The sequence below is a fragment of the Rhodococcus ruber genome, assembly GCF_016804345.1.
GTDB lineage: Bacteria > Actinomycetota > Actinomycetes > Mycobacteriales > Mycobacteriaceae > Rhodococcus > Rhodococcus ruber.
The window spans coordinates 1015549-1028261 of record NZ_CP044211.1 but is presented as its reverse complement, the minus strand read 5'-3'; the positions used below and the strand labels follow the sequence as shown (position 1 = coordinate 1028261).

The 12713-nt window shown below is 72.3% G+C and carries 13 protein-coding genes; 7 read left to right on the top strand and 6 right to left on the bottom strand.

What is annotated here, in order from left to right; genetic code table 11:
* Positions 1–21: 21 nt before the first annotated feature.
* Positions 22–1269 (top strand): DNA polymerase IV, encoded by a 1248-nt coding sequence (dinB, locus tag F1734_RS04820; RefSeq protein ID WP_010594585.1) that lies wholly within the window; start codon positions 22–24, stop codon positions 1267–1269.
* A 54-nt stretch (positions 1270–1323) separates the two neighbouring features.
* Here the strand turns inward: dinB and F1734_RS04815 are convergent, their stop codons facing one another.
* Positions 1324–1884, bottom strand: coding sequence for a PaaI family thioesterase (locus F1734_RS04815; protein ID WP_010594586.1), 561 nt, complete (start codon positions 1882–1884; stop codon positions 1324–1326).
* A gap of 97 nt (positions 1885–1981) precedes the next feature.
* On the opposite strand from F1734_RS04815, the gene disA reads away from it, so the two are divergent.
* Positions 1982–3067, top strand: a complete 1086-nt coding sequence (disA, locus tag F1734_RS04810) for a DNA integrity scanning diadenylate cyclase DisA (RefSeq protein ID WP_064066313.1) — start codon at positions 1982–1984, stop codon at positions 3065–3067.
* Between the two features lie 35 nt (positions 3068–3102).
* Here disA and F1734_RS04805 read toward each other — a convergent pair whose 3' ends face one another.
* A complete protein-coding gene (locus F1734_RS04805; protein ID WP_010594588.1) occupies positions 3103–3876 on the bottom strand; it encodes a hypothetical protein in 774 nt (257 codons plus the stop codon).
* Positions 3877–3934: 58 nt separating this feature from the next.
* Positions 3935–4561 (bottom strand): carbonic anhydrase, encoded by a 627-nt coding sequence (locus F1734_RS04800; RefSeq protein ID WP_010594589.1) that lies wholly within the window; start codon positions 4559–4561, stop codon positions 3935–3937.
* A gap of 95 nt (positions 4562–4656) precedes the next feature.
* Between F1734_RS04800 and F1734_RS04795 the strand changes: the two genes are divergently transcribed.
* Positions 4657–5532: an HhH-GPD family protein gene (locus F1734_RS04795; protein ID WP_010594590.1), complete on the top strand. Its 876-nt coding sequence runs from the start codon at positions 4657–4659 to the stop codon at positions 5530–5532.
* A 7-nt stretch (positions 5533–5539) separates the two neighbouring features.
* Here the strand turns inward: F1734_RS04795 and F1734_RS04790 are convergent, their stop codons facing one another.
* Positions 5540–6283, bottom strand: coding sequence for an alpha/beta fold hydrolase (locus F1734_RS04790; protein WP_010594591.1), 744 nt, complete (start codon positions 6281–6283; stop codon positions 5540–5542).
* Between the two features lie 32 nt (positions 6284–6315).
* Here F1734_RS04790 and F1734_RS04785 point away from each other — a divergent pair, with 32 nt between their 5' ends.
* Positions 6316–6642: an antibiotic biosynthesis monooxygenase family protein gene (locus F1734_RS04785; protein ID WP_010594592.1), complete on the top strand. Its 327-nt coding sequence runs from the start codon at positions 6316–6318 to the stop codon at positions 6640–6642.
* A gap of 10 nt (positions 6643–6652) precedes the next feature.
* Positions 6653–7156, top strand: a complete 504-nt coding sequence (locus F1734_RS04780) for a DUF1990 family protein (RefSeq protein WP_010594593.1) — start codon at positions 6653–6655, stop codon at positions 7154–7156.
* A 63-nt stretch (positions 7157–7219) separates the two neighbouring features.
* Here the strand turns inward: F1734_RS04780 and F1734_RS04775 are convergent, their stop codons facing one another.
* On the bottom strand, positions 7220–7660 hold the full coding sequence (locus F1734_RS04775; protein ID WP_010594594.1) for an OsmC family protein: 441 nt from the start codon (positions 7658–7660) through the stop codon (positions 7220–7222).
* A gap of 221 nt (positions 7661–7881) precedes the next feature.
* Here F1734_RS04775 and F1734_RS04770 point away from each other — a divergent pair, with 221 nt between their 5' ends.
* Both F1734_RS04770 and F1734_RS04765 read left to right on the top strand, forming a co-directional pair.
* Positions 7882–8499 carry a hypothetical protein gene (locus tag F1734_RS04770; protein WP_010594595.1) on the top strand — a complete coding sequence of 206 codons (618 nt, stop codon included), beginning with the start codon at positions 7882–7884 and terminating at the stop codon, positions 8497–8499.
* 47 nt (positions 8500–8546) lie between these two features.
* Positions 8547–11393 carry an ATP-binding protein gene (locus tag F1734_RS04765; protein WP_203011394.1) on the top strand — a complete coding sequence of 949 codons (2847 nt, stop codon included), beginning with the start codon at positions 8547–8549 and terminating at the stop codon, positions 11391–11393.
* 19 nt (positions 11394–11412) lie between these two features.
* Here the strand turns inward: F1734_RS04765 and F1734_RS04760 are convergent, their stop codons facing one another.
* A complete protein-coding gene (locus F1734_RS04760) occupies positions 11413–12609 on the bottom strand; it encodes an acyl-CoA dehydrogenase family protein (protein ID WP_040273744.1) in 1197 nt (398 codons plus the stop codon).
* Positions 12610–12713: the final 104 nt, after the last annotated feature.

Genomic DNA, 12713 nt, shown 5'->3' with positions numbered 1-12713 from the left:
GTCGGAGCCGGATGCGAACATGTGTTCGTGTCCGGTCTCGCAACCATCCTGCATGCCGACCTCGACTCGTTCTACGCCTCGGTCGAACAACGCGACGACCCGCGCCTGCGCGGCCGTCCCGTGATCGTGGGCGGGGGCGGCGTCGTTCTCGCCGCCAGCTACGAGGCGAAAGCCTTCGGCGTCGCGACGGCGATGTCCGGGCGCGGCGCCCGCGCCCTGTGCCCGGCGGCGATCGTCGTTCCTCCCCGCATGCACGCGTACACGCGGGCCAGCCGCGCCGTGTTCGCGGTGTTCGAGCAGACCACGCCACTCGTCGAGGCGCTCTCCATCGACGAAGCCTTCCTCGACGTCGCCGGCCTGTGGCGGATCGACGGCACCCCGGGGGACATCGCCGCCCGGCTGCGGCGCGACGTCGCCGAACAGGTCGGGTTGCCGATCACGGTGGGGGTGGCCCGGACCAAGTTCCTCGCCAAGGTCGCGAGCGGCGTCGCGAAGCCGGACGGGCTGCTGGTGGTGCCACCCGACCGGGAACTCGAGTTCCTGCGTCCGTTACCGGTCGAACGGCTGTGGGGCGTCGGCAGGGTGACCGCCGCGACGCTGCACGCGCACGGCCTCCACCGCGTGGCCGACCTCGCGCGGGAGAGCGAGGTCGAACTCGTCGCGCTGCTCGGCAGGTCGGTGGGACGCCATCTGCATGCGCTGGCGCACGGACACGATCCGCGGCCCGTCCGGCCCCACCGTCGGCGCCGGTCCGTGGGGGCGCAGCACGCCCTCGGCCGGCCCCGCAGCGCCGCCGGACACGATCCCGGGTTGGTCGACGCGACCCTGCGGATGCTGGTGGAACGGGTCACCGGCCGCATGCGTGCGGCCGGGCGTGCCGGCCGCACCGTGGTGCTGCGCCTGCGCTTCGCCGACTACTCCCGGGCGACGCGATCGCACACGCTGCGCGCACCCACGGCCCGCACGGACGTCGTCCTCGGCGCCGCGCGGGAACTGCTCGGCCTCGCGCAGCCACTGGTCTCGGACCGGGGGCTGACCCTGATCGGGGTGGCCGTGTCGAATCTCGACTCCGCGGGCACCGAACAGCTCGAGCTGCCGTTCGACGAACCGGCCCGCGACGGCGCGGCAGCCGGTCACCCGGCCCTCGACCGTCACGCACTGGACGCCGTGCTCGACGATGTGCACGGCCGGTTCGGCACTCGCGCGCTCACCTCGGCCTCGGTGCTCGGCCGGCGGCCGCACCCGGCCGTGCCCCTCCTCCCGGAGTGACCCGGTGTCAGACGGACCGGTGTCAGACGGACCCGGTGTCGGACGGACCCGGTGTCAGACGGACGAGGTGCCGTGCGGCGACACGGGGACCCCGTCGACGAAGTCCTTCGCCCTGTCGAAGTGCTGCGCACCGACGGTGAGGAACAGCCCGCGCGACGTCGCGACGACGACATCCGGATCGGCGAACGGTCCCTCGACGATGCGGGCCTCCGCGCTGGTGTAGACCTTGCGGCGCACGGTGCCGTCGATCCGCGCGCGCAGTTCCAGCACCGACCCGAGCGGGATGGGCGCGGCGAAGTCGATCTGCAGGTGGCCGGTGACGACGGGCCGGCGCAGCACCATGCACGCCATGCCCTGCGCCTCGTCGAACGCCGTCGTCAGGATCCCGCCGTGGATGAAACCGGGACCGCCCTGGTAGCGGTTCGCGACGTCGAGCATGCCGGTGACCTCGAGGCCCTCCCCGAAGGTGAACTGCATCGCCATTCCCGCGGGCTGGTCGTCCCCGCAGCCGAAGCACTTGCTCCAATGAGACGGAATCGGTGCGCCCGCCCCGGGATGGTCGTCGGGAAGCTCGGGAAGGGCGAGGTCGTCGGGCAGGGTCCAGGTACCGCTCATGGGGAAGTAATCTAGTCGGCGGTTCGGTCGGCTCCACCGGGCGGACCGACACGAAGTGACGTTCGCCGCACCGGCCGGACACGGGAAGGAACCATCGATGACCGATGTGGCACCGTCCGTGACGCTGCGCGAGACCATCGCCCGGCTGGCACCCGGCACCGCCCTGCGCGACGGTCTCGAGCGCATCCTGCGCGGCCGCACCGGAGGCCTCATCGTTCTCGGTTTCGACGACGAGGTGGCGGCGCTGTGCGACGGCGGCTTCGAGCTGGACGTGGAGTTCGCTCCCACCCGGCTGCGTGAGCTGTCGAAGATGGACGGCGCGGTCGTGGTGTCCACCGACGGCAGCCGGATCGTGCGGGCCAACGTGCAGCTGGTACCCGATCACCGGATCCCGACCGTCGAATCGGGAACGCGGCACCGCGCCGCGGAGCGCACCGCGATCCAGACCGGCTACCCGGTGGTGTCGGTGAGCCAGTCGATGAGCATCGTGACCGTCTACGTCGACAGTCAGCGGCACGTGATCAACGATTCGGCGACCATTCTCTCGCGCGCCAACCAGGCCGTCGCGACGCTCGAGCGCTACAAGTCGCGGCTGGACGAGGTCACCCGGCAGCTGTCGGTGGTGGAGATCGAGGACTTCGTGACGCTGCGCGATGCGCTCACCGTCGCGCAGCGGCTCGAGATGGTGCGGCGCGTCTCGGTGGAGATCGAACAGGAGGTGCTCCAACTGGGCACCGACGGCCGCCAGCTGGCGCTGCAGCTCGAGGAGCTGGTGGGCGACAACGACCTGGCCCGCCAGCTGATCGTGCGGGACTATCTGTCCGGTTCGGAGGCCCCGCAGCTCGTCGCGGTCGAGCAGACCCTGGCCGCGCTGGATCGGCTCACCGACGTCGACCTGCTGGATCTGACGACGTTGGCGCGCGTGTTCGGGTATCCGGGCACGATCGAGGCCCTGGACACCGCGACGAGTCCGCGTGGCTATCGCGTGCTGCATCGCGTGCCGCGGCTGCAGTCCTCGCAGATCCATCGGCTGGTGAGCTCGTTCGGGAGCTTGCAGGGCCTGCTCGCGGCAACGGCGGCGGACCTGCAGTCCGTGGAGGGGATCGGCGGGCTGTGGGCGCGCTCCATCCGCGAAGGCCTGTCGCGTCTGGCGGAGTCGTCGATCAACGGCCCGTACGACTGATCCGCGGCTCGCAGCGGCGCCGGTCGGGCGACGGATCAGGCGATGTTGAACGGCTCGGGGGTGCTGCGCAGGCCGCCGAGCTGGCCGACCACCGTGTACGCGCCGGCCGGAACCCGCTCCCGTGGCGCCTGGCATCCGGGCTCGGAGGTCGTTCCGGACCACTTCACCGCGAAGGCGGCCTGGTCGCCCGGAGCCAGCTTGCGCACATCGGCGGTCGACTCGGGGAAGCAGTCGGTGTTCGACCACAAGCGCCGGCTGCCGTCGAGCGAGTACACCAGCACCTGCTGCAGACCCGCGCCGAGATCACGCTCGCACGCGGTCGTGCCGATGTTCGTGATGACGATCGTGAACTCGGGTTCCTCACCCACCTGGTAGTTGGGCCGGTCCGCGGTCACCCGCACGGCGAGCGCCTGGTCCGGGCACTGCCCGGCGGCGACGGCGGATGCGCTCGCCGCCGCGGAACTCGAGGACGCGGCGGATCCCGACGGCGTGCTCGACTGGGACGACCCCGACTGGGACGACCCCGACTGGGTGCCGCCGGAGGACCCGCCGGGCCCGGCCGCGGCGACACCGTCGGCCGTATCCTCGTCCGTCTCCTCCCCCGTGCTGCTGGTCGGGGTGCGGGTGGTGCTGGTCTCGGACGTCAGGACGCCGGCGGCCGCCGGATCCGGCTCCGGGTCGTCGCCCCCGCCGGTCAGGGACAGGACGAGCCACACGACGAGCGCGAGCACGACCACGCCGACACCCACGGCGAGCGCGCGTCGACGCCAGTAGATCTCGGGGGGCAGCGGCCCGTTCGGTTCAAGCACGTCTCCCACGGTATGTGCCACCGGCGAGGGGCCGCCGCACCGAAGTCGGCGTGTCGCGTCAGTCGACCGTCACACCGATGTCGCCGACGTGTCCCTGCAGCTGGACGTGTCCGTCGGAGAGCTTGTAGGTCACGCCCGCGATGGCGCACTGCCCGTTGGCGATGCGCTCGGCGATGATCTGGGACCGCTGACCGATCAGCTTCGCGGTCTCCACCACATGCCGGCCCTCGAGCTCGTCGACGGTGGACAGCCCGTCGTTGCGACCCATGAGGATCGACGGTGCGACCCGCTCGACGATGTCCCGGATGAACCCCGGAGGAATCCGACCCTCGTCGAGGGCGTCCAGGGTCGCCTTGACCGCGCCGCAGCTGTCGTGTCCGAGCACGATGATCAGCGGCACGTTCAGCACACCCACGGCGTACTCGATCGAACCGAGGACGGCGCTGTCGATCACGTGCCCCGCGGTGCGCACGACGAACATGTCACCGAGGCCCTGGTCGAAGATGATCTCGGCGGCCACCCGGGAGTCACCGCATCCGAAGAGCACGGCGATGGGGTGCTGTCCGTTGACCAGTTCGGCGCGACGGTCGATGCCCTGGCTGGGATGCAGCGGGGTACCACTGACGAAGCGCTGGTTACCCTCGGTCAGGGCCTTCCAGGCGGAGATGGGGTTGGAGTTCGGCATACGGACATTATCCACCCTGGCCTGTGACGCGCCCCGCACGGCCGGGTTACCGCGAGGTCACATCGGTCCGACATTCCGACAGGAGGACGTGAGAGATGCCGGTCGACGCGACCGCCCTGCTGCGGTGGTACGCCGCCGAGGCGAGGGATCTGCCGTGGCGCGAGGACGGGGTGACCGGCTGGCAGATCCTGATGAGTGAGGTGATGCTGCAGCAGACCCCGGTGGTCCGGGTGGCCCCGATCTGGCTGGAGTGGGTGCAGCGCTGGCCGGTGCCGTCGGCGATGGCCGCGTCGAGCCGGGCCGACGTGCTGCGCGCGTGGGGCAAGCTCGGATATCCGCGACGGGCCCTGCGGCTGCACGAGTGCGCCGCCGTCCTGGCCGCCGAGCACGGCGACGAGGTGCCGGCGGACGTGGACGTGCTGCTGACCCTGCCCGGCATCGGCGCCTACACGGCGCGTGCCGTCGCCTGTTTCGCGTACGGCCGGCGGGTCCCGGTGGTGGACACGAACGTCCGCCGGGTCGTCGCACGCGCGGTGCACGGCGCGGCCGAGCCCGGCAATCCCTCGACGACGCGGGACCTGGCCGACGTCGAGGCGCTGCTGCCGCGCACCCGCGAGCGGGCGGCGACGTTCTCCGCAGCCCTGATGGAACTCGGCGCGACGATCTGCACGGCCCGCTCACCCGACTGCGCCCGGTGTCCGCTCCCGCGGTGCGAGTGGGTGGAGGCCGGCCGGCCCGCCCACGACGGCCCGCAGCGACGGGTGCAGAAGTTCACGGGCACCGACCGTCAGGTGCGGGGCAAGCTCATGGCGGTGTTGCGCGAGAGCGACGTCCCCGTCGAGCGGCCGGTGCTGGACCGGGTGTGGCTCGCGGATCCGGGGCAGCGCGACCGGGCGCTGCACTCGCTGCTCGTGGACGGCCTGGTCGAGCAGACCGACGACGGGCGTTTCGCGCTCGCCGGCGAAGGCTGAGCCGCGCTCACTCGTCGAGCGTGTCGAGGAATCGCTCGACCTCGGCGCGGTACTCGCCGGGGCGCTCGTCGTGCACCAGGTGCCCCGCGCCCGGGACCCGGACGTACCGGGACCGGGGGTGCTCGGCGGCCATCCGCCGCATCTGCCCTTCGGGCGTGATGGTGAACTCGCCCTCGACGAGCAGGGCCGGCACCGAGATCGACCGCCACTGGTCCCAGAAGTGCCGGGAGCCCCACTCCTCGGAGATGTCCCTGAAGGTGCCCACCTCCCCGTGCAGGTACCAGCCGTCGGCGCGATGCTCGAAGGAATCGAGGAAGTACCGCCCGGCGACGTCGCCGAAGTAGCCGACGACCGCGTCCTCGTCCGGAAACGGCTGCGGCCACTGCGCGATCATCGCGGCCCAGTCCGCGGCGGTGCGGCCACGGAAGTCGGGGGCCATGTCCTCGACGACGAGGCCGGCCACCCGGTCGGGGTGCGCGGCGGCGAAGCACCACCCGTGCAGCGCGCCCATCGAGTGCCCGATCACCACCAGGGGTTCACCGATGTCGTCCACGTGCGCGGCGAGGTCGGCGACGAACGCCTCGGTGGTGAGCCGGTCCGGGGCGGGACGCCCGTGGCCGGCGGCATCGAAGGTGTGGACGCGACCGTGGCTGCGCAGCCACGGCACGTGCCGTCGCCAGGTGCGGGAGCTGCCCATCAGGCCGTGCAGCAGCAGGATCGGCCGCCCGGAACCACCTTCGTCGTGCAACACAACCGCCAAGGTAGCGGAGTACGCTCGCCGCCATGGCAGTGGTGAAGATCAACGCAATCGAGGTCCCCGAGGGCGCCGGCCCGGAACTGGAGACGCGCTTCGCGCATCGGGCGCACACCGTGGAGAACTCCCCCGGATTCCTCGGATTCCAGCTCCTGCGTCCGGTGCAGGGCGAGTCGCGCTACTTCGTGGTGACCCAGTGGGAGTCGGAGGAGGCGTTCGCGGCCTGGCGGGACGGCCCGGCCCGGCAGGCGCACGCCGGTGAGGCGAAGCGACCGGTCGCATCGGGTGCGTCGTTGCTCGAGTTCGAGGTCGTACTCGACGTCAAAGCCACCGGCGAGGACGCCGCCCGGGACTGAGCGTGCCGACGTGAACGCACAGCGCTCGTTCAACTACCCGCACGTCGGCGCGACCCGCGGCGAGACGCCGGCGGGGTTCCGGCACGCGCACCTGACCTCCCGCCTCGGCTCGGGCGATGTCGCGTTCCGCACCGCCGTCGGGGCCCTCGAAAGCTGGAATATGCAGCGGCATGCGGGTTTTCGCGTCGATTCACACACCCCCGCCCCTCGGGCGGGACTGGAGGTACGGCTGGATCCCCCTTTCGGTCCGGTGCGCTGGGAGGCGTGGTGCCGGGTGGTCTACGTCGTCGACGAGCCGAACCGTCGCGGCTTCGCCTACGGCACGCTCGAGGGACACCCCATCAGCGGGGAAGAGGCGTTCGTGGTCGAGCGACGACCCGACGGCGTGGTGTTCGGGCACATCACTGCCGTCTCCCGGCCCGGTCGCTGGTTCACCCGCCTCGGTGCACCGGTCCTGCCGCTCGCTCAGCGGTGGATGATGGGCCGTTACCTCGACGCGCTCACCGGCGGCTGAAACAGCGCGAGTGCGCACCTCCCGGCGGTCGTCGCCGCGGGACGTGCGCACTCGCCGGGTCGTTCAGGATTCGAGCGCTGCGTCGAGCGTGATGTCCACCCCGGTCAGGGCCTTGCTGACCGGGCACCCCTCCTTGGCTCCCTGCGCCGCCTTCGCGAACCCGTCGGCGTCGAGACCGTCGACCTCGCCGCGGACCGTCAGCTTTATGCCGGTGAGCCGGAATCCGCCGTTCGGGTCCGGGCCGAGCGAGACGTCGGCCGTGACGTCGAGGCTCTGCGGCGTGCCGCCGGCCTCGGCGATGAGCGCGGAGAGCTGCATCGCGTAGCACGACGAGTGCGCCGCGGCGATGAGTTCCTCCGGGCTGGTGGTGCCGTCGGCGTCGTCCGCCGCCCGCTTGGGGAACGAGACATCGAACGTGGCGCGGCCGGAGCTGGTGAGTTCGACCTGGCCTGCGCCGTCCTGCAGGCCACCGTTCCAGGCTGTGCGAGAGGTACGTGTGGGCATCGATCGGTCCCTTTCGTCGTAGCGTGTCCTCTCCGCCGAACCTACGCCACGTGGCGCGGCGCGGCGCTGCTTCCGCACGGCGGCGAGCCGCCCGGGCAACGGCGGCGAGCCGCCCCTGCAACGGCGGCGAGCGCCCCGACAACAGCGGCGAGGCGCCCCGGCACGCGCCGCACGAACCACAATCTGCACGACGCCGGGCCGCGCCCACTAGGTTCGCGGGTGTGTTCACCCGGCCGACGCTGCGCCGCGAATCGCGACTGTTCGTCGTCGGTTCCGCCCTGTTCGGGGCCGGTGCCGGCGGCGTGCTCGTCCTCCCCGCCGCCACCTCCAATCTGCTCTACTTCGTGGGCTCGTGGTTCTTCACCGCGGCGGCGACGGTGCAACTGCTGCTGACGCACCGCCCGCCGACGGTGACCCGCGTGGACCGGTACGACTGGTGGTCGGCCGCGGTGCAGTGGGTCGGCACGCTCGCATTCAACGTGAGCACGGGATTCGCGCTCGTCGCCGGTCTGACGGCGACCGAGGAGCGGAATCTGGTGTGGCGCCCCGACGCTGTCGGCTCGGTGTGCTTCCTCGTCAGCAGTGCCCTGGCGGTGGTGGCCACCACCGACACCGATGCGCTGTGGGATCCGCACGCCCGCAACTGGCGCAGCACCTGGCTGAACATGCTCGGTTCGCTCGCCTTCGGTGCCGCGGCCGTCGGCGCCCACGTCGACCCGGCGGGCGCAACGTTCGCGCCGAGGCTCGCCGACGTCGGCACGTTCGTCGGGGCGCTGTGCTTCCTCGTCGCGGCGCTGTCGATGCGTCCGGCCGACCCGCCGGGCCCGCATCGAACCTGACGTCCCGGGTCTCGGCAGGAGACCGGCGCGGGTGGTCCAATGGAAACGTGGCCACGGGTGGCGACCGGGTGCGGGTCGAGGTGCTCGGCCCGATCCGCGTGCTGGACGGGGATCGTCGGGACATCACTCCCGACGGGCTGCTGCAGCGGCGCCTGCTGGCCCTGCTGGTGCTTCGGCGGGGCCGGGTGGTGCCCGCGCACTCCGCCGTCGACGCCCTGTGGCCGTCCAGGCTGCCGGCGGATCCGGCCGCCGCCCTGCAGAACCACATGTTCCGGCTGCGTCGTGGCCTGCCCCACGGCCTGATCGAGTCCGTCGGTGAGGGCTATCGGCTCGATCCGGCCCGCGTGGAGGTCGACGCCGACCGCCTCGTCGCGGTCTCGACGGGGGGAACGACCGATGCAGCCGAGATCGAGGCCGTGCTCGCGCGCTGGCAGGGTCCCGCCTACCCGGAGCTCGACGACGTGGACGAGGCCCGCGTGGAGGCGACGCGGCTGGAGGAACTGCGGTTCCGGGCCCGCGAGGTGCGGGCCGAGGCGCGGCTCGCGCGGGGCGACACCGACGGCCTCGTTGCCGAACTGGCCGCACTGGCCGACGCGCAGCCGTCGAGGGAACGACCGCGTGGGCTTCTGATGACGGCGCTCGCGGCAACGGGACGCCGGGCCGAGGCGCTGCGCGTCTACGACGATTTCCGGCGGCTGATCGGCGACGAGCTGGGCATCGAGCCGTCGCCGGCACTGGCGGCCCACCACACGAAACTGCTCGCCGGTGCCACCGATCGGGTGTGGGCTCCGGTGGGCAGGCTGCCGGTTCCGGCGACGTCACTCGTCGGCCGGGACGCCCTCGCTGCGGAGGTGACCGGGCTGACGGAGTCGGGGCGACTGGTGACCCTGGTCGGCCCGGGTGGGGTGGGCAAGACCCGGCTGCTCCTCGAGACCGGGCACCGGCTCCGCGCCGCCCGCCCGGACCGTCCGGTGGTGCTGTGCGAGCTGGCCACCGCCGAGCCGGACTCCGCGGTCGATGTGGTCGCCGCCGCCCTGCGGATCGACGCCCGGCCCGGCACCGCACTCGCCGAGCGGGTGGCCGACGTGCTGGGCGAGACCGAGATCGTGCTGTTGCTCGACAACTGCGAGCACGTGCTCGAGCCGATCGCCGCCTTCGTCGAACGCCTGCTCGGCACATGTGCGCACGTGCGGGTCGTGGCGACGAGCCGGGAACGGCTCCGCGTCGTGGGCGAGCACGTCCGCAGGGTGCCGCCGCTGCCGTACGACGGCGAGGACGCCCCGGCCGTGCGGCTGTTCGAGGAGCGGGCGCGAGCCGTCGTCCCCGGCTTCGAGCCGGACGGGAGGGAACGTGCCTGCATCGCCGAGATCGTGCGACGCCTGGACGGGTTGCCGCTGGCGATCGAGCTGGCGGCGGCGTGCCTACACACCCACGAGGTCGCGGAGGTCGCGGCGGGCCTGGACCACCGCTTCGAGCTGCTGGCGTCGGGGTACCGCACGACCCCACGGCACGCGTCGCTGGCCGCGGCCGTGTCGTGGTCGTTCGGGCTGCTCCCGGAGGATCTGCGGCGGACCTTCGCGGACCTGTCGGTGTTCGCGGGCTCGTTCGACGCGGCCGACGCCGCGGCGGTCTGCGGCACGGATCCCGGGACGACCGTCGCGGCGTTGACGCACCTCGTGGAGCGTTCGCTGGTGATGCGGATGCCCGGTCGCCGGTACATGCTGCTCGAGACGTTGCGGGCGTTCGGCGCCGAACAGCTCGTCCGTGCGGGCCGAGCCGACACGGTCGCGGAGCGGCACGCCCGGCACCTCGTCGACTGGGTCGACCGTGCGGATTCCCGACTGCTGCAGCCGGGTGAGCCGGTCCTGTCGCAGATCGACGCCGCCGTACCGGAGTTGCGCAGTGCGCTCGGCTGGATGCTCGACCACGACGAGATCGCCCCGGCGGGCCGACTCGTCAACGCCCTGCTGGACTACGGAATCTTCCGGTTGCGACCGGACGTACTGAACTGGGCACGGATGGTGATCGCCGCCGACGCGGAGGGACGGAGCCCGTTCGCCGCGCGCGTGCAGGTGGTGGCCGCCTACGCGGCGTGGATGTCCGGCGACGTGACCGAGACCGGCCGGCTCAGTGTCGCTGCGCTGCGTGCGGTGGAGCGGGTGAAGACCGAGCCGGCGGCCGAAGCACTGACCGTCCGCGGGAGCTACGAGTTGTTCGAAGGTCACCTGGACGCGGCCGCCGCCTGGTACCGGCGGGCCGCCGCGGCAGCCGTGCACGACCCGGCGCAGCGCCTCATGGCACGTGCCAGCGAGCTGCTGCCGCTGGGCTATGCGGGCGCACCGGCCGCCGTCGGGCTGGCCGCGGCACTCCTCACCGAGATCGGCGATGCACGCACACCGCACGCGGCGTACGTCTGGCACTGCGCCGGGGAGGCGGACCTGGCGGTCGACGTCGAACGGGCCCGCGCCCGCTTCGCACGGGCACTGGAGATCGCGGAGCAGACGAACGCCTCGTTCGTCACCGGCCTCGCCGGTGCGTCGAAGGCGTCCATCGACGCCCGGATCGGTGACCCCGTGGCGGCCGCCGCCGAGTACCGGCGGCTGATCCCGCACTGGCGGCGGGCCGGGATGTGGTCGACGCAGTGGACGATGCTGCGCTCGATCGCCGGACTTCTCGAACGCCTGGGCCGCTACCGGGACGCCGCGGTGCTCGAGGGGGCCGTGCGTACGACAGCGGCCGGTCACCGCATCTTCGGTGCCGACGAGGTGGCTCTGGACGATCTCGGCGTGCGGTTGCGCACCGAGCTCGGCGACGACGAGTACGAGGCGGCGCGGCGGCGCGGGGCGCTGCTCGACGGCGAGGCCGCCGCCGAGCATGCGCTCCGCGCCCTGTGACCGCGGGGGACCCGGGACCTCACCATCGGGGCTGTTCGCCGAGGATGCCGAGCAACGACTTGCCGACGAGTTCGTGGGTGAGCGCGTCGTTCCCGGGGTGGAATCCCCCGCACCGCACGTCGCGGTAGAGGCGTTCGAGCTCGTTCCCGGTGAACATGCCGGCGCCGCCGGCCACGTCGAGGGCGATGTCGACGACCCGTTTGGCCGCCTCCACCGCTCGCCACTTCATCGCGTACACCTTGGGAACCCATTCGTCGCCGTGGTCCGCGCCGGCCACCCGGTCCGCGACGAACCGGTCGAGCGTCGCCGAGGCGGCGTCCAGCTCGAGATACATCTGTGCAACCTGATGCTGCACGAACGGGTTGTAGGCGTATGCGCCCCGCTCGATCGCCACCGAGGTCTTGCGGCGGGCGCTGCGGACAGCGAGTTCGAGGGCGCGGTCGGCGATCCCCAGATACACCGCCGCCATGAGCGCGAGCGGCCACATCGTCATCGCCACGAGAAACGGATCGCTGCCGTCGCCCGCGGGAACCACCCGCCCGATGCGGTCGTCGGGCACGAAGACGTCGTCGAGGACCGTGTCGTGGCTCTGCGTCGGCCGCATGCCGAGGGTGTCCCACGTCGGCACGACGTTCACCCCCGCGCTGCCTCGCTCGACGAACGCGTGCACGATGTGCGGCCCGCCGGCCGCGTCCGCGTCGACGGCATGCGCGCCGAGCCACCGCCACGCCGGACCGTTGGAGCCGAACTGTTTGCGGCCGGTCAGGCGGTAGCCGCCCGCCACGCGCTGCGCCCTGCACGTCGACAGGAGCACCGGGATGTCGTTGCCCGTCTCGGCGTGTCCGGCAGCGAACACGTCGCCGGCCGCCGCGGCCTCCGAGATCCAGCGGAGCGACGTGTCGCCCGTGCGTTCCAGTTCGGTCGCGATCCCGATCCAGTACGAGTGCATCGTCATCGCGAGCGCAGTGGCCGGTGCATAGCGCGCGAGGCGCCGCTGACTCGCGGCCAGCCGGGCCAGATCGAGACCCCATCCCCCGTAGCGGACGGGTACGGCGGCGGCGAGGTAGCCGGCCGCTCGCAGTTCCGCGAGGTCCTCGTCGAAGTAGGAGTTGGACCGGTCGAGTTCGCCGGCACGGGAGCGGAACCGCTCCAGCATCTCTGTCGGCAGCTCGGCCGCCCCGTTGCGGGTCGAGTTCATGGTGAGTGTGGTGTCCATGGCCACGACGATGCGCCGGTCTGCTCCCACCGCGCTCCCACCGGATCACACCGCCGTGAGAGCACGTGGGGGCGCCGTGGGAGTCCTCTCCCGCACCGTGACAG